At 72.7% G+C, this 26,295-nt stretch carries 23 protein-coding genes; 10 read left to right on the top strand and 13 right to left on the bottom strand.

From position 1 onward, the window contains the following. Positions 1-129: 129 nt before the first annotated feature. A complete protein-coding gene (gene panB, locus ACFVIM_RS14855; RefSeq protein WP_384301145.1) occupies positions 130-990 on the bottom strand; it encodes a 3-methyl-2-oxobutanoate hydroxymethyltransferase in 861 nt (286 codons plus the stop codon). Between the two features lie 273 nt (positions 991-1,263). On the opposite strand from panB, the gene ACFVIM_RS14850 reads away from it, so the two are divergent. Then, on the top strand, positions 1,264-2,871 hold the full coding sequence (locus ACFVIM_RS14850; RefSeq protein WP_384301143.1) for an MFS transporter: 1,608 nt from the start codon (positions 1,264-1,266) through the stop codon (positions 2,869-2,871). Positions 2,872-3,235: 364 nt separating this feature from the next. After that, positions 3,236-4,183, top strand: a complete 948-nt coding sequence (locus ACFVIM_RS14845; RefSeq protein ID WP_384301149.1) for an endonuclease/exonuclease/phosphatase family protein — start codon at positions 3,236-3,238, stop codon at positions 4,181-4,183. Between the two features lie 64 nt (positions 4,184-4,247). Here ACFVIM_RS14845 and ACFVIM_RS14840 read toward each other — a convergent pair whose 3' ends face one another. The 3 genes from ACFVIM_RS14840 to ACFVIM_RS14830 form a co-directional block, all read right to left on the bottom strand. Then, the gene (locus ACFVIM_RS14840; RefSeq protein ID WP_384301141.1) at positions 4,248-6,005 is read right to left on the bottom strand and encodes an NAD+ synthase; all 1,758 of its coding nucleotides are present in this window, start codon (positions 6,003-6,005) and stop codon (positions 4,248-4,250) included. 549 nt (positions 6,006-6,554) lie between these two features. Further along, positions 6,555-8,228 (bottom strand): multicopper oxidase family protein, encoded by a 1,674-nt coding sequence (locus ACFVIM_RS14835; RefSeq protein ID WP_384301139.1) that lies wholly within the window; start codon positions 8,226-8,228, stop codon positions 6,555-6,557. A gap of 89 nt (positions 8,229-8,317) precedes the next feature. After that, on the bottom strand, positions 8,318-9,055 hold the full coding sequence (locus ACFVIM_RS14830; RefSeq protein ID WP_384301137.1) for a hypothetical protein: 738 nt from the start codon (positions 9,053-9,055) through the stop codon (positions 8,318-8,320). Positions 9,056-9,123: 68 nt separating this feature from the next. Here ACFVIM_RS14830 and ACFVIM_RS14825 point away from each other — a divergent pair, with 68 nt between their 5' ends. Both ACFVIM_RS14825 and ACFVIM_RS14820 read left to right on the top strand, forming a co-directional pair. Continuing rightward, positions 9,124-9,819 (top strand): DUF998 domain-containing protein, encoded by a 696-nt coding sequence (locus ACFVIM_RS14825; protein ID WP_384301135.1) that lies wholly within the window; start codon positions 9,124-9,126, stop codon positions 9,817-9,819. Further along, on the top strand, positions 9,819-10,658 hold the full coding sequence (locus ACFVIM_RS14820; protein WP_384301133.1) for an alpha/beta fold hydrolase: 840 nt from the start codon (positions 9,819-9,821) through the stop codon (positions 10,656-10,658). The genes ACFVIM_RS14825 and ACFVIM_RS14820 overlap by 1 nt, the downstream gene beginning before the upstream one ends. A 113-nt stretch (positions 10,659-10,771) precedes the next feature. Here the strand turns inward: ACFVIM_RS14820 and ACFVIM_RS14815 are convergent, their stop codons facing one another. Together ACFVIM_RS14815 and ACFVIM_RS14810 are read right to left on the bottom strand one after the other, a co-directional pair. Next, positions 10,772-11,518, bottom strand: coding sequence for an SDR family NAD(P)-dependent oxidoreductase (locus tag ACFVIM_RS14815; RefSeq protein ID WP_384301131.1), 747 nt, complete (start codon positions 11,516-11,518; stop codon positions 10,772-10,774). A 253-nt stretch (positions 11,519-11,771) separates the two neighbouring features. After that, complete coding sequence (locus tag ACFVIM_RS14810) at positions 11,772-12,191, bottom strand: CBS domain-containing protein (protein WP_384301129.1); 420 nt, start codon at positions 12,189-12,191, stop codon at positions 11,772-11,774. A 129-nt stretch (positions 12,192-12,320) separates the two neighbouring features. Here ACFVIM_RS14810 and ACFVIM_RS14805 point away from each other — a divergent pair, with 129 nt between their 5' ends. Then, positions 12,321-12,764, top strand: a complete 444-nt coding sequence (locus ACFVIM_RS14805; RefSeq protein WP_384301127.1) for a DUF5990 family protein — start codon at positions 12,321-12,323, stop codon at positions 12,762-12,764. Positions 12,765-13,050: 286 nt separating this feature from the next. On the opposite strand, the gene ACFVIM_RS14800 is transcribed toward ACFVIM_RS14805, so the two are convergent. The 3 genes from ACFVIM_RS14800 to ACFVIM_RS14790 all read right to left on the bottom strand — a co-directional run bounded on the left by ACFVIM_RS14800 (position 13,051) and on the right by ACFVIM_RS14790 (position 14,798). Continuing rightward, positions 13,051-13,707, bottom strand: coding sequence for a DUF305 domain-containing protein (locus ACFVIM_RS14800; RefSeq protein WP_384301147.1), 657 nt, complete (start codon positions 13,705-13,707; stop codon positions 13,051-13,053). A gap of 2 nt (positions 13,708-13,709) precedes the next feature. Next, positions 13,710-14,363 carry a DUF3105 domain-containing protein gene (locus tag ACFVIM_RS14795; RefSeq protein ID WP_384301125.1) on the bottom strand — a complete coding sequence of 218 codons (654 nt, stop codon included), beginning with the start codon at positions 14,361-14,363 and terminating at the stop codon, positions 13,710-13,712. A gap of 66 nt (positions 14,364-14,429) precedes the next feature. After that, positions 14,430-14,798 (bottom strand): hypothetical protein, encoded by a 369-nt coding sequence (locus ACFVIM_RS14790; protein ID WP_384301123.1) that lies wholly within the window; start codon positions 14,796-14,798, stop codon positions 14,430-14,432. 238 nt (positions 14,799-15,036) lie between these two features. Here ACFVIM_RS14790 and ACFVIM_RS14785 point away from each other — a divergent pair, with 238 nt between their 5' ends. Together ACFVIM_RS14785 and ACFVIM_RS14780 are read left to right on the top strand one after the other, a co-directional pair. Next, positions 15,037-16,398, top strand: a complete 1,362-nt coding sequence (locus ACFVIM_RS14785; RefSeq protein WP_384301121.1) for a glutamine synthetase family protein — start codon at positions 15,037-15,039, stop codon at positions 16,396-16,398. A gap of 190 nt (positions 16,399-16,588) precedes the next feature. Then, the gene (locus tag ACFVIM_RS14780) at positions 16,589-16,780 is read left to right on the top strand and encodes an antitoxin (protein ID WP_384301119.1); all 192 of its coding nucleotides are present in this window, start codon (positions 16,589-16,591) and stop codon (positions 16,778-16,780) included. A gap of 216 nt (positions 16,781-16,996) precedes the next feature. Here ACFVIM_RS14780 and ACFVIM_RS14775 read toward each other — a convergent pair whose 3' ends face one another. The 3 genes from ACFVIM_RS14775 to ACFVIM_RS14765 all read right to left on the bottom strand — a co-directional run bounded on the left by ACFVIM_RS14775 (position 16,997) and on the right by ACFVIM_RS14765 (position 18,878). After that, positions 16,997-17,425, bottom strand: coding sequence for a hypothetical protein (locus tag ACFVIM_RS14775; protein WP_384301117.1), 429 nt, complete (start codon positions 17,423-17,425; stop codon positions 16,997-16,999). 280 nt (positions 17,426-17,705) lie between these two features. Then, positions 17,706-18,140 (bottom strand): VOC family protein, encoded by a 435-nt coding sequence (locus ACFVIM_RS14770; RefSeq protein WP_384301115.1) that lies wholly within the window; start codon positions 18,138-18,140, stop codon positions 17,706-17,708. 150 nt (positions 18,141-18,290) lie between these two features. After that, on the bottom strand, positions 18,291-18,878 hold the full coding sequence (locus ACFVIM_RS14765) for a pyridoxamine 5'-phosphate oxidase family protein (protein WP_384301113.1): 588 nt from the start codon (positions 18,876-18,878) through the stop codon (positions 18,291-18,293). A 225-nt stretch (positions 18,879-19,103) separates the two neighbouring features. Between ACFVIM_RS14765 and ACFVIM_RS14760 the strand changes: the two genes are divergently transcribed. After that, positions 19,104-22,097: a bifunctional [glutamine synthetase] adenylyltransferase/[glutamine synthetase]-adenylyl-L-tyrosine phosphorylase gene (locus tag ACFVIM_RS14760; RefSeq protein ID WP_384301111.1), complete on the top strand. Its 2,994-nt coding sequence runs from the start codon at positions 19,104-19,106 to the stop codon at positions 22,095-22,097. A 189-nt stretch (positions 22,098-22,286) separates the two neighbouring features. On the opposite strand, the gene ACFVIM_RS14755 is transcribed toward ACFVIM_RS14760, so the two are convergent. After that, positions 22,287-22,886, bottom strand: a complete 600-nt coding sequence (locus ACFVIM_RS14755) for a TetR/AcrR family transcriptional regulator (protein WP_384301109.1) — start codon at positions 22,884-22,886, stop codon at positions 22,287-22,289. Positions 22,887-23,120: 234 nt separating this feature from the next. Between ACFVIM_RS14755 and ACFVIM_RS14750 the strand changes: the two genes are divergently transcribed. Further along, positions 23,121-24,662, top strand: a complete 1,542-nt coding sequence (locus ACFVIM_RS14750; protein ID WP_384301107.1) for an APC family permease — start codon at positions 23,121-23,123, stop codon at positions 24,660-24,662. A 14-nt stretch (positions 24,663-24,676) separates the two neighbouring features. Then, positions 24,677-26,248: an amidohydrolase gene (locus ACFVIM_RS14745; RefSeq protein WP_384301105.1), complete on the top strand. Its 1,572-nt coding sequence runs from the start codon at positions 24,677-24,679 to the stop codon at positions 26,246-26,248. Positions 26,249-26,295: the final 47 nt, after the last annotated feature.

Genomic DNA, 26,295 nt, shown 5'->3' with positions numbered 1-26,295 from the left:
GCCCGGTGGGGGGCCCGGGCGCCACCGCCTGGTCAGCAGGCCGGTCTCAGGCTCTGTCTCAGGCCCGAAAGCAGAGCCTCAGGCCCGAAAACTCGGCCTCAGGCCCGAAACTCGGCCTCGGCCTCCGGCTCAGTGGAAGGTGTGCTCCTCCTGCGGGAACGCCCCGCCGACCACGTCGTCGGCGAACGCCCTCGCCGCGTCCCCCAGCACGCCCCGCAGGTTCGCGTACTGCTTGGTGAAGCGCGGCACCCGGCCCGCCGTCAGGCCCGCCATGTCCGTCCAGACCAGCACCTGCGCGTCGGTGTCGGGCCCGGCGCCGATCCCGATGGTGGGGATGTGCAGCGAGCGGGTGACCTCGGCCGCCAGCTCGGCCGGGACCAGCTCCAGCACGAGGGCGAAGGCTCCGGCGTCCTGGGCCGCCTTGGCGTCCCGCAGCAGGCGGTGGGCGTCCTCGTCGGCCCGGCCCTGGACGCGGTAGCCCATGGTGTTCACGGACTGGGGGGTGAGGCCGAGGTGGGACATGACGGGGATCCCGGCCTGGACGAGCAGCTCGGTCTGGGGCAGGGAGCGCTCGCCGCCCTCCAGCTTGATCGCGCCGACTCCGGCTTCCTTGACCAGCCGGGTGGCGTTGCGCAGGGCCTGGACGGGGCCTTCCTGGTACGCGCCGAAGGGCAGGTCACCCACGATGAGGGAGCGCCGGGTGCCCCGGACGACGGCGGCGGAGAGCAGCGTCATCTCGTCCATGGTGACGGGGACGGTGGTGTCGTAGCCGAGGTGGGTGTTGCCCATGGAGTCCCCGACGAGGATCACGGGGATCCCGGCCTCGTCGAAGACGGACGCGGTCAGCGCGTCGTAGGCGGTCAGCATGGGCCACTTCTCGCCGCGCTCCTTGGCGGCGGCGATGTCATGGACGGTGATGCGGCGAGTGCCCTTGCCGCCGTACAGCGCTTTGCTGCTGTCGGCGGATTTCTGGGCAGCCTGAAGCGTCATGGTGAAACGGCTCCTCTATGTCATCTCGTGGCGCCCTGACGGCGTCCCCGGATCACTCCCATGGTGGCACCATGGACCGCTGGCGGGAAAGGGGCCCCGTGGCGGGGAGCGTGATGGCCGCTGGAGGACGTCTGGCGCCTCGCCCGTGCCCTGCCCGCGCCCCCTTGGCCGCGTCTCCCGCCCGTGTCCCCGGCGGTGCTCCCCGGCCGAGACCCTCCGACCGCGCTCCGTGTCGGCATCCTGACTCCGATCCCCTCGGCATACGGTGACCCCATGCCCGACCCCCTGGGCCCGCTGGACCCCGCCGACCCGCTGGAGCGGTGTGTCCCCGAGGCCGTGCACCGGCGCCGCTGGGCGATCCTGTACGTGCTGATGTTCAGCCTGCTGATCGTGGTGCTGGACAACTCGATCCTCAATGTCGCGGTGAAGACGATCGCCAGCCCCGCCCCCAGTGGGGTCGGTGCCACCCAGAGCCAGCTCGAATGGGCGATCAACTCCTACACCCTCGTCTTCGCGGGGCTGCTGTTCACCGCCGGGCTGCTCGGCGACCGGCTCGGCCGCAAGCGGGCGCTGCTGTTCGGCATGTTCGTCTTCGGCGCGGGCTCGGCGCTCGCCGCGTTCTCCGGTACGCCGGGGGAGCTGATCGCCTACCGGGCGACCATGGGGCTGGGGGCGGCGTTCGTGATGCCCGCCACCCTCGCCGTGCTGATGAACGTCTTCGAGCGGGACGAGCAGGTCAGGGCGATGGGGGTGTGGTCGGGCAGCGTCGGGGTGGCCATCGCGGTGGGGCCGGTCACGGGCGGGCTGCTGCTGGAACACTTCTGGTGGGGGTCGATCTTCCTGGTCAACGTTCCGGTGGTGATCATCGCCTCTGTCGCCATGGCGGTCCTCGTGCCGGACTCCAGGGATCCCGAACCCGGCCGGATCGACCCCCTCGGCGTCCTGCTCTCGATCGGCGGGCTGCTGCTGCTGGTCTACGGCATCATCCACGGCGGTGAGCTGGCCGACTTCGCCGCGCCCTCGGTCGTGCTGCCGCTGCTCGGGGGGATCGGGCTGCTCACGGCGTTCGTGGCGCATGAGCGGCGGACGGAACACCCCGCTGTTGATTTGTCCTACTTCGCCCAGCCGGCCTTCTCCGCCGCCGTCGCCGCGATGGCCCTGGTCTTCTTCGCGCTGATGGGCCTGACCTTCTTCTCCACCTTCTACCTCCAGAGCGTGCGCGGCTTCAACGCGCTGCAGTCGGGGGTGCTGCTGCTGCCGCTCGCCGTCGCCCAGGTCGTCTTCGCGCCCCGCGCCCGTCTCGCGGTCGACCGCTTCGGCGCCCGTACGGTCTGTACGGCGGCGATGGTGACGGTCGCGGCGGGGCTGGCGGCCTTCGCCCTCTTTGACGCGCGCAGCCCGGTCTGGCTGATCGAGGCGGTGTTCTTCGTCCAGGGGGTGGGGATGGCGCACATCATGCCCCCGGTGACGGTGGCGGTGATGCAGGCGCTGCCGCGCGAGAAGGCGGGCGCGGGCTCCGCCGTCAGCAACACCTTCCGGCAGGTCGGCGGCGCGCTCGGGGTGGCCGTGCTCGGTTCCGTCCTCTCCACGCGCTATCGCGCGGAGATCGAGGAGACCCTCAGGGCGCTGCCCCTGGGGCTGCGCGAGACGGCGGGCGAGTCCATCGAGGCCACGCTGGGGGTGGCGCACTCCCTGGGGCCGGTGGGGGAGGCGCTGGTCTCCCCGGCGCAGGACGCCTTCCTCGACGCGATGCGGCTGACGGCCCTCGGTTCCGCCGCCATCGCGCTCATCGGCGCCGCCGTGGTCGCCCGCTATCTCCCGGGCCGGGTAGCGGAACCCGCGCCGGGCGCGGAGCCCGCCTGGGAGGGCGCCGAGGGCTGACGGGCCCGGCGCGTGCGTACGGCCGACAAACGGAATGTGTCCGCGAGGTCGCGCGGCTCGGGTGGAACGCGCCACACCGCCGTACGCGACCTGACACGACGGACCATCAGAATGCTCCGATTGAATGGCTCCGGGCGAAATGTGCACCCGGTCGCAGGAACCACGGCGGCCCCTGACATCGTCCTTGCTGCCGTAGAGCCGCCCCGGGGCGGTGAGACAAGTACCGTCATCGCCTAGTGTCGTCGCGAGGCTGGTGTGACGACGGCGGCAAGGCAGTGAGGACGGCTTCATGGTGCAGGCGTACAAGACCGAGACCGAGCATGGCGGACCGCAGGTCCCGGCCACCGGCTCCCGGGCCCGACGCCTGTACGAACGGTGGAGCGGCGGCAGAAACGTGTGGCGGCGCGGCATCGTCCTGGCCGTCCTCGCCATCGTCATCGCCCTGCTGATGGCCCTTCACGGCCAGGTGCCCAACCGGTTCGGCAGCGTCGGCAGCCTGCATGAGACCTTCCTGCCCTGGCATGGCGTCCTCATCCCGCTGCTGCTGATCGCCGCGCTGCTGCGGCGCTCGGTGACCGCGCTGATCGCCCTGCTGGTGCCGGTGGTCGTCTGGGTCAACCTCTTCGGCGGCCTGGTCACGGGCAAGACCGGTACGGGCGGGGACCTGACCGTCGCCACCCACAACGTGAACGCCGAGAACCCCGACCCCGCCCGCACCGCCGCCGATGTCGCCGCCTCCGGCGCGGACGTCCTGGCGCTCCAGGAACTGCCGCAGCGTCAGCTGGAGAAGTACCGCGAGGCGCTGAAGTCCACGTACAAGTACCACGCCGTCGTCGGCACGGTCGGGCTGTGGAGCAAGTACCCGATGGCCGACACCGCGCCGGTCGAGATCCGGATGGGCTGGCAGCGCGCGATGCGCTCCACCGTCCAGACCCCGCAGGGCGATGTCGCCGTCTACGTGGCCCATATGCCGTCGGTACGGGTGAAGATGAACGCCGGGTTCACCGCGAGCCAGCGCGACAACAGCGCGGACGCGCTCGGTGAGGCCATCTCCCACGAGCCGATCCGCAAGGTCATCCTCCTGGGCGACCTCAACGGCACGATGAACGACCGCGCGCTCACCGCCATCACCTCGCAGATGCGCTCCACCCAGGGCGCGGCGGGCGACGGGTTCGGCTTCTCCTGGCCCGCGTCGTTCCCGATGGCCCGGATCGACCAGATCCTGGTGCGGAACGTGGAACCCGTCTCCTCCTGGACCCTGCCGCGCACCGCCAGTGACCACCTTCCGCTGGCGGCGCGCGTCTCGCTGTGACCCGTGGGAGCGGGCCGTACGGCCCGGGCGCCCGGGGCCCTCAGTGCCCTCGGTGCCCGGGCGCTCAGTGCCCGGTCGTCTCCCGCCAGCGGTTGGTGATCGGCAGCCGCCGGTCCTTGCCGAAGCCCTTCGCGGAGATCTTCGTGCCCGGCGGGTACTGGCGGCGCTTGTACTCGGCCGTGTCCACCATCCGCAGGGTCCGCGCCACCAGTTCCTCGTCGAAACCGGCCGCGACGATCGCGTCCTTGCCCTGGTCCCGGTCGACATACAGCTCAAGGATCCGGTCGAGCACGTCGTAGTCGGGCAGCGAGTCGGCGTCGACCTGGCCGGGGCGCAGCTCGGCGCTCGGGGGCTTGGTGATCGAGGACTCGGGGATCGGCGGGGTCTGGCCGCGCTCCACGGCGGCGCGGTTGCGCCAGTGGGCGAGGGCGAAGATCGATGTCTTGTAGACGTCCTTGATGGGGCCGTAGGCGCCCACCGAGTCGCCGTAGAGCGTCGAGTAGCCCACCGCCAGCTCGGACTTGTTGCCCGGGGCGAGGACGATATGGCCCTCCTGGTTGGAGATGCCCATCAGGAGCGTGCCGCGCAGCCGGGCCTGGAGGTTCTCCTCGGCGAGGCCGGTCAGCCCCAGCGACTCCATATAGGCGTCGAACATGGGGGCGATGGGGACGGTACGGAAGTTCAGCCCGGTGCGCCGCGCCAGCTCGGCCGCGTCGTCCTTGGAGTGCTCGGAGGAGTACTTGGACGGCATGGACACGCCGTACACGTTCGGCGCGCCGACCGCGTCACAGGCGATGGCGGCGACCAGCGCCGAGTCGATCCCGCCGGAGAGCCCGATCAGCACCGAGCGGAAACCGTTCTTCGCGGCGTACGCGCGCAGGCCCACGACCAGCGCCGTGTACACCTCCTCGGCGTCGTCGAGCCGCTCCGCGTAGCCGCCGGTCAGCTCCGCCTCGTACGGCGGGACCGGGTCCCCGGAGAGGACGACATGGTCGATCCGCAGCCCGTCGTCCACGACACCCGAAGGGATCCCGGCGGCCGCCGGAAGATCCAGATCGAGCACCACACAGCCCTCGGAGAACTGCGGCGCCCGCGCGATCACCTGGCCCGACGCGTCCACCACGATCGAGTCGCCGTCGAAGACCAGCTCGTCCTGGCCGCCCGTGGTGGCGAGGTACGCCAGGGTGCAGCCCGCCTCCTGGGCGCGCTTGCGGACCAGCTCAAGCCGGGTGTCGTCCTTGTTCTGCTCGTACGGGGAGGCGTTGATCGAGACCAGCAGCCCGGCCCCGGCGGAACGGGTGGCGGGCACCCGGCCGCCGTCCTGCCACAGGTCCTCGCAGATCGCGAGCGCCACATCGACCCCGCGCACCCGCACCACCGGCATGGTGTCGCCCGGCATGAAGTACCGGAACTCGTCGAAGACGCCGTAGTTCGGCAGATGGTGCTTGGCGAAACTCAGCGCCACCTCGCCCCCGTACAGCACCGCGGCGGCGTTGCGCGGGGCACCGGCCGGGCGGCCGTACTTCTGCGGCGTGTCGTCACAGCCGTCGAGATAGCCGACGATCACCGGCAGCTCACCGAAGCCCTCGTCCCGCAGCCGCGCCGCGAGCGCCCGCAGGGCGGTGCGGGAGGCGGTGACGAAGGACGACCGCAGCGCGAGGTCCTCCACCGGGTAGCCGGTCAGCACCATCTCGGGGAAGGCGACGAGATGCGCGCCCTGCTCGGCGGAGTGACGGGTCCAGGCCATGATCGAGTCGGCGTTGGCGGAGAGATCGCCGACGGTCGAGTCGATCTGATTCAGGGCGAGACGTAGTTGAGGCACGCCCCCCAGTGTAATCGTCGTACTGACGCGATGTCCTGGCCCGGGGGCGGGCCGGGCCCTCGCGGGGCCACGGCCCGCCCGGCCGCGTCTTCGGCATGCCGCCGTGCCGCTGGGCCGCTGGGCCGTGTGGGCTCACTGGGCCGCCCGGTCGCGTCCTCGCCACTGCCGCTGGGCCGCGCCCCGGCGTGGGCGGGTCCACAGGTCCACCCGCTGGTGGGCACACCCGTGCCGCACTGCTTGCGGGTGCGCCGGTTTCCGCCCGCTTGTGGGCAGGCGTTCCGCCCGGGGCGGAACAGATGCCCACGACGGTGGGACCCGCAGGCCCGGGAGGGGTGGGCCTGCGGGCAGGGATCGGGACGGCAGGGCCCGGTACCCGGGTGGTGGGCTTGTGCCCACCCTCCCCCAGCCTTCGGCCGGGGGGACCCCCATCGCCCCGGGCGGAACGCCTGCCCACAAGCGGCGTGGGGCCCGCACCCGGTGGCCCGCAGGCAGGTGGACCCGCGAGCTCACACGGAGTGGGACCGGCAGGGGGCGGGCCCCGGGGAGGGGCTACTTGAGGTAGCCGAGGACCGTCATCATGCCCGCCTCCGCGTGGTACACGTTGTGGCAGTGGATCATCCACAACCCCGGATTGTCCGCCTCGAAGTCCACCGTCAGCGTCCCGTTCGGCAGGATCACCGCCGTGTCCTTGCGGGCCCCGCCCGCCCCGGCGCCCGCCAGGGCGAAGGTGTGGCCGTGCAGATGGATCGGGTGCCACATCGCCGTGGGGTTGCGGAAGACGAGCCGGACCCGCTCGCCCGCGCGGACCTCGTGCCGGGGCGCGGGGGAGTAGGGGACGCCGTCGAAGGCCCAGTCGTACTTCGCCATCGAGCCGGTCAGTTCGATCTCGATGGTCCGGTCGGGCTCACGCCGCGCCAGTGCGACGGAGGCGTGGGCCGTGAGGCGGTCGGCGGTCAGGATCCGCCGGGAGAGTTCACGGGGCTGGACGGAGGGTGCCGGGGCCGCCCCGCCTCCGGTCCGCAGCAGCGCCAGCGCCGACGCCCGCTTGCCTTCGGCGACCGCGACCAGCGGGAAGACCCCGTCCCCCGCGGTGACCAGGACGTCATAGCGCTCGCCCATGCCCACCAGCAGGGCGTCGGTCGTGGTGGGGGTGACGGGGAAGCCGTCGGTGTGGGTGACGGTCAGCTGATGGCCGCCGAGCGCGACGCGGAACGCGGTGTCGCCGCCCGCGTTCACGATCCGCAGCCGGATCCGGTCGCCGGGCTTCGCGGCGAAGGCGGCCGGATCGTCCGGGGTGCGCCCGTTGACCAGGTAGAGCGGGTAGGCGACATCTCCGGCGTCCCCGCCGAGGAGCGCGCTGCGGGCGCCCATCATCATCCGGGAGGGCCCGCCGCCGGAGGGGGAGGGGCTCTCGGTCTCCCGTACCGCGTCGTCCTTCACCGTCCCTTGGTCCGCCGTCATGCCGTGGCCCTCGTGTCCGCCGCCGGTCATGCCCTTGCGCAGCTCGGCGAGGACCGCGTCGGGGGTGGAGCCGTCCACCCCGTCCACCCAGTCGTCCAGGACGACGGTCCACTCCTTGTCGTACGCGAGGGGCTCCTTCGGGTCCTCGATGATCAGCGGCGCGTACAGGCCGCGCTCCTGCTGGACGCCGGAGTGGGGGTGGAACCAGTACGTCCCCGGGTGGGCGAGCGCGAAGCGGTAGGTGAACTCGGCGCCGGGGGCGATGGGGCGCTGGGTGAGGCCGGGCACGCCGTCCATGTCGTTGCGCAGCGCGAGGCCGTGCCAGTGCAGGGAGGTGGCGGCGGGGAGGTTGTTGGCGAGGGTGAGGGCGAGGGTCTCGCCCGCCGTGGCGCGGACCTCCTGTCCGGGCAGCCGGTCCCCGTAGGACCAGGTCCGTACGGTCCGGCCGCCGCCCAGCTCCAGCGGCGAGGCGACGGCGGTGAACGTCACCTTCCGTTCGCGCCCGCCCTTGCGCCGGGCCTCGGCGGCCTGGACCTCGGGCCCGTCGGGGGCGACGAAGCCTCCGGCGGGCTTGGCGCCGCCGCCGCTCTTCTGGGTTCCGGTTCCACCGCCGTGCCCGGCGTGGCCGCCGCCCGTGCCTCCGGATCCATCGGAGCAGGCGGCGAGGACGGTGGTCCCGGCGACGGCGAGGGAGGCTCCGACGACGGAGCGGCGGGTGGGGGTAGCTCCCGGGCCGAAGGCCCGGCGGGAGTGCTTGCGCATGCTGAATACACCTCGTGACGGTGTCGGTAACGGTCTGCGGAGAGGGCTCGTCCGCGCACACCCGAGCGGGCGTGGGCGGGTGGAGCGCTCTAGATCCGCAGCACCGCCACGCGCGCGACCGTCACACCGGGAGGTCGCAGCAGAGGGTCTCGGGTGGAGGCGCTCCACCCCTCGTGCCCGGCCGTCTCCACCCGGGCGCGCCAGCGCGCCAGCCACACCCCGGCGATGACGAGCAGGGCGGCGCCCCACGCCCCGAGGACGGCGAGACAGACGAGGGTGGGGTCCATGGCGTGACCGCCGGACCGGTCGGAGCCGTCGCGGCCGTCGTGACCGGCGGGGGAGTGGGCGGAGGCGGTACCGGCTCCCGCCCCAGGAGCTGACGCCGTCTGGACCCCGGGCTCATGAACCGAGGTCTCCGGGTGGCCCGTCCCGCCCTGTGCCGCTGATGACGTCGAGTTCGGTTCCGCCCTGGGCGGCACCGGCGCCGAAGCCGCCATGGGCGCGGCGTCCCGTCCCGGCGCAGGCGCGGGGACGGAATCCCACGCGGCCGCCGGGGCCGGGGCGGGGACCGGGGCCGCGTCTGACCTGGAGGCCGGAGCCTCGACGGTGTCCCGCATGGAGACCGGGACCGCGTCCGCCCCGGAGGCCGGAGCCGCCACGGGGGCCGCGTCCGCCCCGGGGGCGGAGGCCGAGACCGGCGCCGGGGCCGCCGACGCCACCGGCAGCGCCGGATGGCCCACCGTGTGCATCGTCGCGAGACCGAAGAGCAGCGTCACGAGCAGCAGCGGCCGGAGCCACCGCGCCGAGGTGCCACTCATGATCGCCATGCCCGCATCTTACCCCCACCGGGTATGCGGCGAGGGGTTGTGGTGCCGGGTCGGAGATCATGGGACATATGATCGCCGCCCTCATCGCCCTCGGCGCCCTCGTCTACACCGCCTGGCTGCTCGAAAACGCCCTGTCGACGGGGCTCGACCCGCTCCAGACGTATGTCAGCGAACTCGCCGCCGAGGACCAGCCCTTCGGCACCTTCTTCCGCTCCACCGACCTCGCGGCGGGCCTGCTCGTCCTCGCGGGCGGCGCCTACGCGCTGTCGCGGGCGTGGCGGGCGCCGCGCAGGCCGTGGGCGCTGATCGGCTGGGGCGGGGTCACCCTCTTCGGACTGGCCACCGCCGTGGACTCCCGGCTGCCGCTGAGCTGCGCGCCCACCGCCGACGCCCAGTGCCTCGCCCGGGAGAGCGCCGGGCTGGTGCCCGCCACCCACACCGCGCACGCCGTCAGTTCCTCGCTCGCGATGACGGGCGCGCTCATTGGGCTGGTCGGCCTCACCGTCGCCGCGCGCCGCTACGGCTGGTGGCCGCCCGTCGCCCGCTTCGGCCCGGCCGTCGTGGCCCTGGAACTGGTCGCCACGGTCTGGACCCTCGCCTCCGTCGCCGCCTTCCAGTCGGGGCACGGTACGTGGGGACTGGGCGCAGGACAGCGGCTCCAAGTGCTGTTCGTGGCAGTCTGGCTGGGGCTGCTGGCGTACGCGCTCCTCCAGGAGCGGCGCCCGGAGCCACGGATCGCGATGCGGCTGGACGGAGCGCGGTGATGTTCGTACGGGTCGGAGGCGTACCGCACCATGTGGTCGTCGAGGGCAGCGGTCCCCCCTGTGTGCTCAGCGCGGGCCTGGGGCTCGCCTGGTTCGACTGGGACCCGGTGGTGCCGCTGCTCACCCCGTACCGTACGGTCGTCCGCTTCGACCGGCCCGGACACGGGCTGAGCGGCCCGGCGGCGGTGGCCCCGACGGCGGCGGGCGAGGCGCACCGGATCGCGGCGCTGCTCGACGCGCTCGGACTGCGCCGGGCGACGGTGGTGGGGCACTCGATCGCCGGGTTCCACGCGGAGGCGTTCGCCCGGCTCCACCCCTGCCGTACCTCCGCCGTTGTGCTGGTGGACTCCAGCGTGGAGGAGGACGCGACGGTTCCGGCGGCGCCGGGGATCCGTACCGCCGTGGCCACCGCGCTCGGCGCCACGCTGGGGGCGGCCGGGGTCCCGGTGGCCCTCGGGCCGCTGGCGCGGCGGCTGGGGGTCCGTCTCTCCCGGGCCTCCGGGGGCGGGGATCCGGCCCCGGCCTCCCTGGTCCACCGCTGCTACACCACCTCGCGCGTGCTGCGCGGCACGCTCCTGGAGAACGCCCACTACCGCGCGGTCGCGGCGGAACTCCTCGCGCTGCGCCGGCGGCGGCCGCTGCCCGCCGTCCCGGTCGCGGTGCTCGCCGGGACGGCGGGCGGACGGCGCTGGACCGCCCGCCAGCGGGGGCTCGCGCTGGAGCTGGGCGCGCGGTTCGAGGAGGTCACCCCGGCGGGCCATCTGGTGATGCTGGACCGCCCGGACGCCGTCGCCCGCGCGATCCTGGAGGACTCCGCCCGTCCGTCGCGCGCCGCGTAGGGCGTGTATCCCGTACGTACACGTACGTACGGGATGTATGCCGGTGTACGGGGCCTTCGGCCCGGCCCACCACACGGGCCGCGAGTGGCCCAGGTGACCCGGGCGAGACGCCGTCAGCCCGGGATCGTGCCGACCAGCCCGCCGTCCACGACGAGGTCCTGCCCATTGACGTACGAGGCGTCCGACGAGGCGAGGAACGCCACCGCCGCCGCGATCTCCTCCGGGCGCCCGAAGCGCCCGGCGGCCACCCGGCTGGTCAGGGCGGCGGCCTCCTGCGGGCTCAGCGCCGCCGCCGGGTACATGGGGGTGTCGATATAACCGGGGCTGATGGAGTTGACCCGGATGCCGCGCGGGGCGAGCGAGGCGGCCAGGGTGCGGGCGAGGTTATGCACAGCGGCCTTGGTCGCCGAGTAGAGGGTGAGGGCGCTGTTGCCCCGGTGCAGGGTCCAGGACGCGTTGAGGACGATCGATCCGCCGTCCACCAGCAGCGGCAGCGTCTTCTGGACGGTGAAGAAGACACCCTTGAGGTTCACGTCGACGGTGTGGTCGAAGTCCGTCTCCGTGATGGCGTCGAACGCCAGGATGGTGCCGGTGCCCGCGTTGGCGAAGAGGCTGTCGAGCCGCCCGTGCCGCTCCCGGACCGTCCGTACGAGGGCGTCCGTCGCGCCGGGGTCGGCGGTGTCGGCGACGATCCCGGACGCGTTCGGGCCCAGCTCCCTGACGGCCGCGTCCACCCGGGGCGCGGTGCGGCCGGTGACGATGACATGGGCGCCCTCGGCGGTTAACCGGTGGCCGGTGGCGAGCCCCATTCCGCTGGTGCCGCCGGTGATGAGCACGGTCTTGCCGGTGAAACGACGCATAGCGGATACCCCTCGCGCGGTGTGATGTGACGTGGTCGGCGTCAGCCGCGCGCATGGTAACCAGCGGATGATCACCGCGCCGCCGGTTTTCCGGGGCCCGGCCGGGGCCGCCCGCTGCCTGGGCTGTGCCCGGTTGCCCGGCCCGGTTGCCCGGCCGGGGCGGCGGCCCAGGCGTCAGGCCCGCCCGGCAGGCTCAGAGCCGGGACCGCGCTCGTCAGGTCCCGTCGTCAGGTCCGGTCGACGGCCCCAGCCGTCAGGCGCGGGAGTAGACCTGCTCCATCCAGCCCGCCAGCTGGTCGTCGGAGAGATGCTGGGCCAGGTCCGCCTCGCTGATCATCCCCACCAGCTTCTTGTTCTCGATGACCGGCAGCCGCCGGATCTGGTGGACCTGCATCTCCTGGAGGACATCGCCGACGTCCGAACTCGCGTCGATCCAGCGCGGAGTCCCCTTCGCCATCTCACCCGCCGTGATCTTGGCCGGGTCATGGCCCATGGCCACACAGCCCACGACGATGTCGCGGTCGGTGAGGATCCCGCAGAGCCGCTCGTCGGCGTCGGCGATGGGCAGGGCGCCCACATCCAGGTCCCGCATCAGCTGAGCGGCCCGGTCGAGGGTCTCGTGGGCCGGGATCCACTGGGCCCCGGCGTGCATGATGTCCTTGGCGGTGGTCATGGTGTTCGCGCCTCCTCCGGCCTTCACGGCCGTGTACGGTCCGGGCGAACTCATCGTCGTTGGGCCGTTGGGGTGACGCGACCGCAGTAGGCCAAACGGGTGAAAAGTCGTGAAAGGCGCATATATCTCATGGCGTGGCTGACCCTGCGGATCACGGGCCGTGAACTGCCCGGCGCCACCTGCGGCGACTGGCGGGACGTCCATGTGGGCACCCAGCGCGGCCGTGAGCCCGAGCAACTGGTCCGGGCCGACGCCGACCACGCGCGGTTCGAGATCCCCGTCGAGACCGTGACGGCGGCGGACGGGGCGAGGGACTTCCGGGGACCCCATGTCCAGGGGCGGCGCGGGGCGCGCTTCATCTATCTGACCTGGGGCGAGCTGCCGTCCGGCGGTGCGTTCGCGATGTTCCGGCGGGCCAAGCTGTTCCTCGACGATCTGCCGGACGTGCGGGGTGTGGGCGCGGGGGCGGACGCCGTCGCCACCACGGAACTGGCCCTCACCGACCCCCAGGGCCTGCCGCTCTGCGCGGCGATCCGCCCGCCGCTGGTCACCTGGCGGCTGACGGCGGCCTGAGCGGCGGCCGGACGCGCCGGACCGGGAGCGCGGCGCGCCCCCTGGAACGCCGCCGTCCGGTGCGCGCCCGGGTCCCGTACCGCGCCCACCCCTGGAACGCCGCCGTCCGCTTCCGTACCGCGTACGGTCCCGTACCGCGTACGGTCCCGTACCGCGTACGGTCCCGTACCGCGCCCGGCCCCGCGCGAAGCCCCGGGAACGCGCGCGGGCCCGCCGACGGGGGCGGGAAGCACCCCGTGGCGGGCCCGGTCGCGCCCGTACCGGATCGGTACGGGACCGTACGGGCTCAGGTCCTGACCTGAGCCCCGCGCTTCCGCAGCAGATCGATCATCAGCTCGACCTCCGAGCGCTGGGCGTCGACCATGCCCTGCGCCAGATCGCGCTGCGGGGTCACCGCGCACTGGTCCACACAGCCCTGCGCCATCGCCACCCCGCTGTTGTGGTGGACGATCATCAGCTGGAGGAACTCGATCTCGGCGGCCTTGCCGCTGAGCGTGTTCAGCTTCTCCAGCTGCGCCTTGGTGGCCATACCGGGCATGATCGCGCCCTCCCCGGTCTCGCCCGTGGCGTGCCCGGCGTGCGGGTTCCCGTCGCCCGCCGTCATCCACGCCATCGGCTCGGCGGAGGGGTCGAGCGCGGGCAGCCCCCACAGGTTCAGCCAGCCGAGCATCATGCCGCGCTGGTTGGCCTGGGTGTTGGCGATGTCGTAGGCGAGGGTGCGGATGTCCTTGTCCTGGGTGCGGTCGCGGATGATGAAGGACATCTCCACGGCCTGCTGGTGGTGGACGGACATGTCCCGGGCGAATCCGGCGTCCGCCAGGTTCGGCGTCGGGTGGCGGTCGCCGCCACCGTCGCCGTCGCCCGCCGACGCCACCGTCGCCGCCCCCGCGAACAGCAGGGCCAGCACGATCGCGACGACGGCCGTCCAGTGGGTCCGGGTCATCGTCACTTGCCGGTCACTCCGTTCACGCACGCGGCGCCCGGCTCGGGGGTCTGCGGACCCTGGATGTACTTGCCGAAGAACTGCTCCACCCGCTTGTCGGCGGCGTTGTCCACGGTGACCTGCTTGCCCCAGGCGGTCAGCATGATCGCGCCGGTCTGGTCGCCGACCGGGCTCATCATCGAGTACGGGGTCTTCTTGACCCGCTTCTCCAGCTTCTCCACCTCGGCCTTGGGGGCCTTGTCGTTGTAGGTCACCCAGACCGCGCCGTGCTCCAGCGAGTGCACGGCGTTCTCGTTGGGGATCGACTCCTTGTAGACGTCACCGTTGCAGTTCATCCACGCCTGGTGGTGGTCGCCGCCGACCGGGGGCTTCTGCGGGTAGTTGACCCGCTTGTCCACATGGGTCCGGCCGAGCTTCTTCGGGTCCCAGGTCTGCTCGCTGGCGATCGGCTGGGCCTTGAGCGCCTCGGCCTTCTTGTCCTCCTCGTTCTCCTTGTTGAGGACGAAGAGGCCGAAGCCGACCAGACCGGCCACGACCACACCGCTGACGCTGATGGTGATGATCCGGTTGCGGCGCTCGCGGGACGCCTCGGCCTTGCGCATGGCCTCTATTCGGGCGCGGCGGTCGGCGGCGGTGTTCTTGCGGGAGGAAGCCATGGTGTCGTCCTTCGTGATCAAAGAATCATGGGGGGCATCGATACGGCGAGGTGGCGCGGTACCGGATCAGGTCCGCAGCACCTGAAGGACGTGCAGGTCCGGGGCGCGGGCGCGCACCTCGGAGCGGTCCGGTCCGCCGGGGGCGGCGAGCCGGTCGGGACGAGGGGCGGGCTCCCCGGCGTCGGTGGGGGTGTCGGGGGGCGGCGCGGTGAGCACCGCCGGGGCGGCCACCGGGACGATGCCGCAGGCCCCCTTCTCGTACGGACACGAGTAGGCGACCACGGGCGCCGACGGCGAGGCGGTGGCCGTGGCGGGATGGTGGTCGTCGGGCGGGGTCAGACAGAGGAAGAGCGCGCCGAGGAGCGTCGCCACGGCACCGAGCAGTGCGGTGGGACGCGTCGCCAGCGCGCTGAGTCCGTGTCGTCGACCCCCCATGGCCGCTGATCGTAGCGAGCCGGGCCCATCCACACCTCATACGGGGCGGTAATACGGGCCGAAGGGCCCGGGCGCCGGGGGCGGCGGACCGGGTCGGCCGGGCCCCGGAGGGCACCAGGGTCGTCTCCCGATGGGGCCTGACCCACAATGGGCACAGCCCGGGTTCGCAACGTGCCTGAAACCCGTGGATGGGATGCTCGTGGGAGCCGGCGGCTTCACCAGCAAGGATTGGGTGAAAATGGATAAGCAGCAGGAATTCGTGCTCCGTACGCTGGAGGAGCGCGACATCCGCTTTGTGCGCCTCTGGTTCACGGATGTACTCGGCTTTCTGAAGTCGGTCGCCGTCGCACCCGCCGAACTCGAACAAGCATTCGATGAGGGGATCGGCTTCGACGGCTCCGCGATCGAGGGTTTCGCCCGGGTCTACGAGTCGGACATGATCGCCAAGCCCGACCCCGGCACTTTCCAGATCCTGCCCTGGCGCGCGGAGGCCCCCGGTACGGCCCGGATGTTCTGCGACATCCTGATGCCCGACGGATCGCCCTCCTTCGCCGACCCCCGCTATGTCCTCAAGCGCATCCTGGCGAAGACCTCCGACCTCGGCTTCACCTTCTACACCCACCCCGAGATCGAGTTCTTCCTGCTCAAGGACAAGCCGCTGGACGGCTCCCGCCCGGTGCCCGCCGACAACTCCGGCTACTTCGACCACACCCCGCAGAACGTCGGCATGGACTTCCGCCGCCAGGCCATCACCATGCTGGAGTCCATGGGCATCTCGGTGGAGTTCAGCCACCACGAGGGCGCGCCCGGCCAGCAGGAGATCGACCTGCGGTACGCGGACGCGCTCTCCACCGCCGACAACATCATGACCTTCCGGCTGGTGATGAAGCAGGTGGCGCTGGAACAGGGGGTGCAGGCCACGTTCATGCCCAAGCCGTTCAGCGAGTACCCCGGCTCCGGGATGCACACCCACCTCTCCCTCTTCGAGGGCGACCGCAACGCCTTCTACGAGTCGGGCGCGGAGTACCAGCTCTCCAAGGTGGGACGTTCCTTTATCGCGGGCCTGCTCCGGCATGCCGCCGAGATCTCCGCCGTCACCAACCAGTGGGTCAACTCCTACAAGCGCATCTGGGGCGGCTCCGCCCGCAGCGCGGGCGCGGGCGGCGAGGCCCCCTCGTATATCTGCTGGGGCCACAACAACCGCTCCGCGCTGATCCGCGTCCCCATGTACAAGCCGGGCAAGACGGGCTCCTCCCGGGTCGAGGTCCGTTCTATCGACTCCGGTGCCAACCCCTATCTGACCTACGCCGTCCTCCTCGCGGCGGGCCTCAAGGGCATCGAGGAGTCCTACGAGCTCCCCGCCGGGGCCGACGACGACGTCTGGGCCCTCTCCGACGCCGAGCGCCGCGCCATGGGCATCGAGCCCCTCCCGCAGAACCTCGGCGAGGCCATCGCCCTGATGGAACACAGCGAACTCGTCGCCGAGACCCTCGGTGAGCACGTCTTCGACTTCTTCCTGCGCAACAAGAAGCAGGAGTGGGAGGAGTACCGCTCCGAGGTGACCGCCTTCGAGCTGCGGAAGAACCTGCCGGTGCTGTAGGCGCGCACGCGTGGGCGAGGGGCATCCGGCGAGCCCGGGGCGCCGGGCACGGGCGCTTCAGGAAACCCGCGTGCCCCTCGCCCCCCCCGTACGCGGCTCCTCGCGGCCCCCGGCCCCTCCGCCCCGGATGCGGATGGCGTGAAGTGCGGGACCCTGGAGGGGTGGGGGGACGCGGCGAAGGGATGACCCCATGTCCATGCTGGACAAGCTGAAGAACATGCTGAAAGGCCATGAGTCCCAGGCTGACAAGGCCGTCGACAAGGCGGGGGACGCCGTCGACAGCAAGACCCAGGGCAAGTACAGCGGGCATGTCGACACCGCCCAGCAGAAGCTCAAGGACCAGTACGGCCAGGGCGGCCAGAACCCGCCGCCGCAGACCTGACCGCCGTCGGCCCCTCCGGCCCCTCCGGCCCCTTCCGCGCGGCCTCGACCGGGGCCCGCGTGGAAGAGGCCGCCCTGTCGTGCCGCCGCGCGGCTCGCGGGGCCGTCGCCCCGGGGGTACGTGGCGGTACGCGGAGCCCGTGGGCCCCAGGCCGTGTCGTCATCCCCGGCGCGATCCGAGGACCCGTGGGCCCCAGCGCGATCCGAGCGGGAGACCCTACGCGCAGCCGGGCGGGTCGCCCTGGGCCGGGATGAACTGGAGGGAAGGCATTCCGGCGGCGTCGAAGGTGGCGGTGTCAGGGCCGATCAGGGTCATATAGCCCGCGATCCACTGCTGGTGCGGCGGCGCGGGCTTGCCCTGGACCTGTTCCGCTCCGGGGAACACGGTGTCGAGCACCCACCAACGGCCCCCGAAACTGACCCACTTGATCCCGCAGTGGGTGTAGATGTCGTAGGGATAGGGCTTCTGCTGCTCGGGCCGGGCGGGACCGGTCTCGCCCGTGCCCGTCGGAAGGCCACGGGCGGGCAGGGTGGGGGCCGCCCGTCCCGCGAGCCGCGGTTCGCTCTCCGGCGGCGAGCAGCCGGAGAGCGCGAGTCCGGTGAGGGTGAGCAGGAACAGGGCGGCGGCGCGGCGTGGTCTTCTCATACAGCGTGGACGTGGGGGCGGCCCCTTTCGTTCGATGACGGCCCTCGGTCACGGCCCTCGGTGACGGCCGTGTGGTCCGGGTTTCCCGTTCGGGTCGCCCGGGTGTCCGTCCGTGGCGGCGCTGGTCTCCGTTCGCGGTGCCGTGCCTGGTGCCTGGTGTCCCCGTTCCGGGGACCGCTCATGCCGCCGGGTGGCCCCGCCCGAGGGGCGCGGTCCCGGGTGGGAGCGCGCCCCCGTCGGGCGGGCGGGCGGACGGGCGGGACCGGTGGCCCGCCCCGGTCTACCGCTCGGACAGGGGGCTCGGGGACTCCTGTACCGCCCAGCCGTTGCCGTCGGGGTCGGTGAAGAACAGGAAGGAGTTCCATTCGCCGCCGCGCCCGTCCTCCCAGCCCCCGCTCTCCCCGACGTGCTGGACCGGGCTCACCTCCACCCCGTTCGCCGCCAGGGCCGTGTGGGCGGCCTCGATGTCGGTGACACAGAGCTGGAGGCCGTTGAGCGAGCCCGGCTCCATCCGGACCTGGCCGGGGAGGGCCGGCATGCCGCTCATGAGGGCGATCGAACAGCGCGAGCCTGGTGGGGTCAGCTGGATGATCCGTACGCCGGGAGCGACCTCCTGGTCCACGTCGGCGGTGAAGCCGCACCCCTTCTCGTAGAACTCCTTGGAGCGGTCCAGATCGGAGACCGGGACGGTCACCACCTCAAGCGTCAGTTCCATGGGAAGGCCCTTCCTCTCACGGGATTCACGGGATTCACAGGATTCACAGGATTCACGGGACTCACGGGATTGTTTGAACGTTCGTGCGATGGATGCCTTCACCCTAGGCGCCGCCACTGACAACGCCCGGTCGCGCGGCCCCACACCACGTCAGACCTGCGGAAACCTCCAACGGGTTTGTGCGTAGGGGCTCTTGGCGAAGCCGAACGCGGTGTGGGGCGCCACCCGGTAGACGAGCGCCCGGCCGCCATCGCCGACGAACGCGCCGTCGCGGACGGCGAAGGTCCACTCCTCGCCGTACTTCTCGGCGTAGGCGTGGGCGAGGGCGCGCAGCCGGGAGTCGTCGGTGACCAGGGCGGCGGTGCCCTCCAGGACCAGGTCGACGCCTTCGGTGAGGGTGTTGGAGCCGGTGGTGAGCACCACGTCCGGATTGTTCCGGAGGTTGAGCGCCTTGCGTTCGCCGGGGCCGGTGCAGAAGTGCGCCGCGCCGTCGTGCCAGACGGCGATCAGCGGGGTGACGTGTGGGCGGCCGTCGGGTCGCACGGTCGTCAGCCAGAACACCTCGGCCGAGGTCAGCAGGGCGACGGCCTCGGCCCAGGTGGAGGCCCTGGCGCCATCGGCACTGTAGCGGGGGTCCAGTTCCGTGTGGGGCGCGGTGTTCCCGGCGGGGCCGGCGGGCGCGGGAGGCCCAGCGGGCCCAGAGGTAGAGGAAGTGGAGGAAGCGGAGGAAGCAGTCATGTCGTGTGTCTTCCGTTTGTGTCGACGATCGTCGTACGCGTGTACAGCTGTCGTCGTCGTGTTCGATGTCTGCCCTGTACAGGAGTGACCCGCCACACGGCCGGTACTCATCGGTTCCGCCCCGGCCGCCCCGGTCGGCGCGGCGGTACGCCCTCCGCTGCGGCTAGGCTCGAACCCGGACCTTGATCCAGGACCTTGATCGCGTGGAAAACGGGAGACGGCGGGATGACGGCGGTACCGGGGCGCAGAAGCAGTACCTTCACCCGTCTGTTGCGGCATGGATTCACCGACCCTGGTGTCGCCGAGCGGCTGCTCGAACTGCCCGCCATGGCCGCCGTCGACACCGAACCGCTGCTGCTGGACGCCCTCGGCGCGGTCGCCGATCCCGATCTCGCGCTGCGCGGTCTGGTCCGGCTGGTGGAGGCCCAGCCCGACCAGCCCGACCACCGGGAGCTGCTGGACACCCTGCTCACCTCCAAGCCGCTGCGCGATCGTCTCCTCGGTGTTCTCGGCGCCTCGGAGGCGCTGGGTGACCATCTCGCCCGCCATCCGGGGGACTGGCGGGCCCTCGCCACCTATGAGTCCGCCGATCTCCACCCCGGGGTGGAGGAGTTCGAGCGCTGTCTCGCCGACGCGACCGACCCGGTCTCCCTGCGGGTCGCCTACCGCCGCTGTCTGCTCTCCATCGCCGCCCGGGATGTCTGCGGCACCACCGATGTCGCCCAGACCGCCGCCGAGCTGGCGGATCTCGCGACGGCCACCCTGCGGGCCGCGCTCGCCATCGCCCGTACCGCCGAGCCCCGGGACGCCGCCGCGTGCCGTCTCGCCGTCATCGCCCTCGGCAAGTGCGGCGGCCATGAGCTGAACTATGTCTCCGATGTCGATGTGATCTTCGTGGCCGAGCCGCTGGGCGGCACGGAGGAGGCCGCCGCGCTCCAGGCCGCCACCCGGCTCGCCTCCCATCTGATGCGGATCTGCTCGGAGACCACCGTCGAGGGCACCATCTGGCCCGTCGACGCCAACCTCCGCCCCGAGGGACGCAACGGCCCGCTGGTGCGCACCCTCTCCAGCCATCTCGCCTACTACCAGCGCTGGGCCAAGACATGGGAGTTCCAGGCCCTGCTGAAGGCCCGTCCGGTCGCCGGGGACCCGGAGCTGGGGCGGGAGTACGTCGAGACGCTCGCGCCGCTGGTCTGGCAGGCCGCCGAGCGCGAGAACTTCGTCTCCGACGTGCAGAAGATGCGCCGCCGCGTCATCGACAACATCCCGGCCGCGGAGATAGACCGCGAGCTGAAGCTCGGCCCCGGCGGACTGCGGGACGTCGAGTTCGCCGTCCAGCTGCTCCAGCTGGTGCACGGCCGCAGCGACACCAGCCTGCACAGCGGCTCCACCCTGAACGCCCTGGAGGCGCTGGCCGCCGGGGGCTATGTCGGCCGGGTCGACGCCGCCCAGCTCGACGACGCCTACCGCTTTCTGCGCGCGATGGAGCACCGGATCCAGCTCTACCGGCTGCGCCGTACCCATCTCGTCCCCGAGGACCCCGCCGATCTGCGCCGTCTCGGCCGCTCGCTGGGCCTGCGCACCGACCCGGTCGCCGAGCTGAACAAGGAGTGGCGCCGGCACGCCACCGTGGTCCGCCGACTGCACGAGAAGCTCTTCTACCGGCCGCTGCTGGACGCCGTCGCCCAGCTCGCCCCCGGCGACGGACGGCTCAGTCTCCAGGCCGCCCGCCAGCGTCTGGAGGCGCTCGGCTACGCCGACCCGTCCGCCGCCCTGCGCCATCTGGAGGCCCTGGCCTCCGGGGTCAGCCGCAAGGCCGCGATCCAGCGGACGCTGCTGCCGGTGCTGCTGGGCTGGTTCGCGGACTCCGCCGACCCGGACGCCGGGCTGCTCGGCTTCCGCAAGGTCTCCGACGCGCTCGGCAAGACCCCCTGGTACCTGCGGCTGCTCCGGGACGAGGGCGCCGCCGCCGAGAACCTGGCCCGGGTGCTGTCGGCGGGCCGCCTCGCCCCGGACCTGCTGCTGCGCGCCCCCGAGGCGGTCGCCATCCTCGGCGACCCGACCGGTCTCCAGCCGCGCCGCCGGGACCACCTCGAACCCGAGATCCTGGCCGCCGTCGGCCGCGCCGACTCCCCCGAGGCCGCCGTCGCCGCCGCCCGCGGGGTCCGCCGCCGTGAGCTGTTCCGTACCGCCGCGGCCGATCTGATCGGTACGTACGGTACGGAGGAGAACCCGGCCGGGACCGACACCGGCGCTCTGGTGGACCAGGTCGGCGACGCGATCACCGACCTCAACGCCGCCACCATCGCGGGCGCGCTCCGGGCCGCCGTCCGCTCCGGCTGGGGTGATGAGCTGCCGACCCGGTTCGCGGTCATCGGCATGGGCCGCTTCGGCGGCCATGAGCTGAACTACGGCTCCGACGCGGATGTCCTCTTCGTCCACGAGCCGCGCGAGGGCGTCGACGACCAGGAGGCCGCGCGGGCGGCGGCGGCCGTGGTCACCGAGGTCCGCAGGCTGCTCCAGGTCCCCACCGCCGATCCGCCGCTGCTGATCGACGCCGATCTGCGCCCCGAGGGCAAGAACGGCCCCCTGGTCCGTACCCTCGCCTCCTACCAGGCGTACTACCGCCGCTGGTCCCTGGTCTGGGAGAGCCAGGCCCTGCTGCGCGCCGAACCGATGGCGGGCGACCGGGACCTGGGGGAACGGTTCATCGAGCTGATCGACCCCCTGCGCTACCCCGTCCGGGGCCTGGGCGAGGACGCGGTCCGTGAGATCCGCCGGCTCAAGGCGCGGATGGAGTCCGAGCGGCTGCCGCGCGGCGCGGACCCCACCCTCCACACCAAGCTCGGCCGGGGCGGTCTCAGCGATGTCGAGTGGACCGTCCAGCTGCTCCAGATGCGCCACGCCCACGCCGAACCCGCGCTGCGCACCACCCGGACCCGCCGGGCCCTGGCCGCCGCCCTCGCGGCGGACCTGATCGGCGCCGAGGACGCGGCCATCCTCGACGACGCCTGGCTCCTCGCCACCCGGGTCCGCAACGCCGTGATGCTGGTCCGCGGCCGCGCGGGCGACACCTTCCCCTCCGACAGCCGTGAACTGGCGGCGGTGGCGCGCTATCTGGGCTACGGCCCCGGCCATGTCGGCGACATGCTCGACGACTACCGCCGGACGACGCGCCGCGCCCGGGGCGTGGTGGAGACGGTGTTCTACGACGGCTGACCGGCGCCGGCGGTACGGCCGCCGGTACGGAGTCGTGGCCCCGCGCCCGGGGGCGGCGTTCCCGTATGTACGCGGGGGACCGGCCGCGCCGGTCACGCTCGCGCGGCCGGTCGCGTCCCGGGGCGACCACCGGCGTGGGCCACGCTCCCCCGCGCCCGGGGTCGCCGTCCCCATCCGTCCGCGGGGGAACTACCCCCGCAGCGCCCGGAACCGCTCCAGACACCCCTCCAGCGCCAGCTCGAACGCGGCCGCCCGGCCCTCCGGCTCGGCGGCCAGGGCCTCGGCCAGCCGGGGGGTGAGCGCGGTGTCCCCGACGACCCACATGGTCTCCGGCGCGGCCAGGTCCAGCGCCGATCCCAGGATCAGGTTCTCCAGCGCGATGATCACCTTCATGGTGTCGCCCATCGCGAACCCGGCCCCGGCCAGCATCACGACCGCCCGTTCGTACTGCTCCAGCACGCGCGGCGCGCGCACGGGGGCGGCCATCAGCAGCGGGATCGCCCGGGGGTGGGCGGCGAAGGCGGCGCGGTAGGAGCGGGCCCAGGCGGCGAGGGCCTCGTCCCAGGGCAGGGTCGCGAACATCGAGGCGTCGATGGCCTCGCAGACCCGCTCGCGCATCAGCTCGACGATCCCGTCCCTGCCGTCCACATGGTGGTACAGCGATCCCGTCTGCACCCCCAGCCGCCGGGCGATGGCCGGGACGCTGAACTCGCCCCGGGCGTCGACCAGTCGCAGCGCCTCGGTGGTGATGCGCTCGCGGTCGATGAGGGATGTACGCGGCCGTCCCATGTTTCCGATATCTCCATCGACTCTTCCCCAACGCGTCCGTCAGAGGCTACATTGCCAAAACCGAAAGCCTTTAGGTTTCTCGGCCCCCTCCGCAGTGTCCCCCTCAGCAGTGTTCCCTCCGCAGTGCCTCCTCCGCCGTGCCCCCGTGCCGCGCCCCCGCCGTCCCCGCCCGTCCCCACCGGGGAGGAACCGGCCCGTCCCCGTCCGGAACCGTATGGAAGGGCTCCCGCCGTCATGCCCCAGAACCCCCCGGAGCCGCAGGAACCCCCCGGAGCGCCGCGCCTCAGCGCGGGCACCCTCTCCACCTCCGACATCGCCTTCTTCGTCATCTCCGCCGCGGCCCCGCTCACCGTGATGGCGGGCGTCGCCCCCATCGCCCTGATGCTCGGCGGCATCGGCGCCCCCACCGGCTATCTCCTCGCCGGGATCACCCTCGCCGTCTTCGCCATCGGCTTCACCACGATGAGCCGCCATGTCCGCGGCGGTGGCGCCTTCTACGCGTACATCACCCAGGGGCTCGGCCGCCCCGCGGGCATCGGCGCGGCCCTGCTCGCCCTCGTCGGCTACCTCGGGATGTCCATCGGCATCTACGGACTCCTCGGGTCCGCCACCGTCGAGACCGTCCACGCCCTGACCGGCACCGAGATCCCCTGGGTGCCCGTCGCCCTCGGCGGACTGCTGCTGATCTGGTACGGCGGCTACCGCTCCATCGACTTCGGTGCCAAGGTGCTCGGGGTGCTGCTGATCGCCGAGACCGGGATCCTGGTGCTGCTGGCGGGCGCGGTCATCCTCGACGGCGGCCCGCAAGGTCTCTCCTTCGACTCCTTCACCCCCGGGAACGTGCTGGTCCCGGGCACGGCCGGAGTCCTCGCCGTCGCCTTCGCCGCCTTCACCGGCTTCGAGTCCACGGTCATCTACCGCCGCGAGGCCCGCGACCCGGGCCGCACCATCCCCCGCGCCACCTACGCCGCCGTCGCCTTCCTCGGCCTCTTCTACGCGGTCGTGGTCTGGGCCGTGATCCAGGCGTTCGGCGACGACAAGGTCGTCCAGGCCGCCACCGACGACCCGGCGGGCCTCTTCTTCGCCGCGATCACCACCTACGTGGGCGCGTGGGCCGCCGATCTGATGCACATCCTCATCGTCACCAGCGTCCTCGCCTCCCTCCTCGCCTTCCACAACGCGATCAACCGCTACGGCCTGGCCCTCTCCGAGGAGGGCGTCCTGCCGCGCGCCCTCGGCCGGATCCAGCCGCGCCACCGCTCCCCGTACATCGCGGGACTGGCGCAGACCGCCGTCACGGCCGTGGTGATCCTCGGCTTCGCCCTCGCCGGTGCCGACCCGTACACCCAGCTGCTGCTCTGGGTGAACACCCCCGGCATGATCGGTCTGATGGGCCTGATGCTGCTCACCGCCCTCGCCGTCCCCTGCTACTTCCGCACCATCCGCCACAGCGAGGGGCGGCTGAGGACCGTGGTCGCCCCGGTGACCGCCACGGTGCTCCTCACGGTCGCCATCACCTTGATCGCTACGAAGGTGGAACTGTTCACGGGCGCGTCGTCCCTGGTCAACGGCATCCTGCTGGCCGTGGTGCCGACGGTGTTCGCGATCGGGATCGCCCTCGCGCTCTGGCTGCGCAGGAGCCATCCGAGCGTGTACGAGAACTTCGCCTCCCGCGACGACGGTCCCTCCGCCGAAGCCGACGGCCGCTCCGCCGACGGCCGCTCCGCCGATGACCCCTCCGTCATGGAGACCCCCACCCCCTCCCTCCCCTCCTAGGAAACGAGACCACCGTGCCGACCGCCGCCGACCTCGTCCTCACCGGAGCCACCGTCCACACCCTGGACCCGGCCCACCCGCGCGCCACCGCCGTCGCCGTCACGGACGGCCTGATCACCGCCGTCGGCGACGACACCGACGTACGGGAGTGGCGCGGCGCGCGCACCGAGATCCTGGACCTCGGCGGCGCCACCCTCACCCCCGGCCTCACCGACGCCCACAGCCACCCGGTGTGGGGACTGGAGATGGCCACCGGCACGGACCTCTCCACCGTGACCGACCTGGCCGGACTGCGGGCCGCGCTCCGCGCCGCCGACCGGCCGGGCGGCTGGATCCTCGGCTACGGCCTGGAGCACAACGCCTTCGAGGGCCACCCGATCCACCATGACCTCATCGAGGCGGCCGTCCCCGGCGTACCGGTCTGTCTGCGCCTCTACGACGGCCACTCCGCGCTGGTCAGCGCCACCGCGCTGACGGCGGCGGGCATCGAGGGGCCGCGCTCCTTCGACCAGCGCGCGGAGATCGTGACCGGCGCCGACGGCCGCCCCACCGGCCATCTGATCGAACACGCGGCGATCGACCTGGTGACCCGGGTCCTGCCCGCCGAGCCCCTCGCCGAGCGCCGGGCCCGGCTGCTCGCCCTCCTCACCTCGATGGCGGCCACCGGACTGACCTCCGCCCATGTCATGGACCTCGGCGGCGACGCGCTGAACCTCCTCACCGCCGTCGAGGACACCACCCACCTGCCACTGCGGCTACGGCTGTCCCCGTGGTGCATGCCGGGCGCCACCGACGCCGACCTCGCCGGACTGATCGACCTCCAGCGGCACGCGGGCCGCGACTGGCGGGTGGACGGGGTGAAGCTCTTCATGGACGGCACCGTCGAGGGCGGCACGGCCTGGCTGGACCACGCCGACTGCCACGGTCAGGGCACCGACGCCTTCTGGCCCGACCCCGCCGCGTACAGCGCCGCCGTCCGCACCCTCCACGACGCGGGCGTCCCCACCGCGACCCACGCCATCGGTGACGCGGCCGTCCGCCACGTCCTGGACACCGTCGCCACGCTCGGCCCCGGCGGCCCCCGCCACCGGATCGAACACATCGAGACCGTCCCCGACGACCAGCTCCCCCGCTTCGCCGCGCTGGGCGTGGTCGCCTCCATGCAGCCCCCGCACGCCGCCTACACCCGCCCCGACCACAGCGACGAGTGGTCCCGCCGCCTCGGCCCCACCCGCGCCGCCCGCGCCTGGCGCTGCCGCGCCCTCCGCGACGCGGGCGCCACCCTCGCCCTCGGCTCCGACTGGCCCATCGCCCACTACGACGCCCGCCAGATCCTGACCACCGCGCGCGCCCCCCGGGGCGCCTCCCCGTCCCCCGGCCTGACCGCCCTCATGGCCCTGGAGGGCCTGACCACCCACGCCGCCCTCGCCGCGGGCGAGGAATCCCACACCGGCCGCATCACCCCGGGCCACCGCGCGGACCTGACCGCCTTCGCCCTGAACCCCCTGACGGCGGGCCCGGACGAGGTGGCCGAGGCCCCGGTACTGCTGACGACGGTGGGCGGCCGGGTGGTACACCGGGCCTGAGCCAGCCGCGCGTCCCCCAGAGGTCCGGACATGACAGTGGCCCCGGA

The organism is Streptomyces sp. NPDC057638 (assembly GCF_042800315.1).
GTDB lineage: Bacteria > Actinomycetota > Actinomycetes > Streptomycetales > Streptomycetaceae > Streptomyces.
This window is presented reverse-complemented; position numbering and strand designations above follow the sequence as displayed.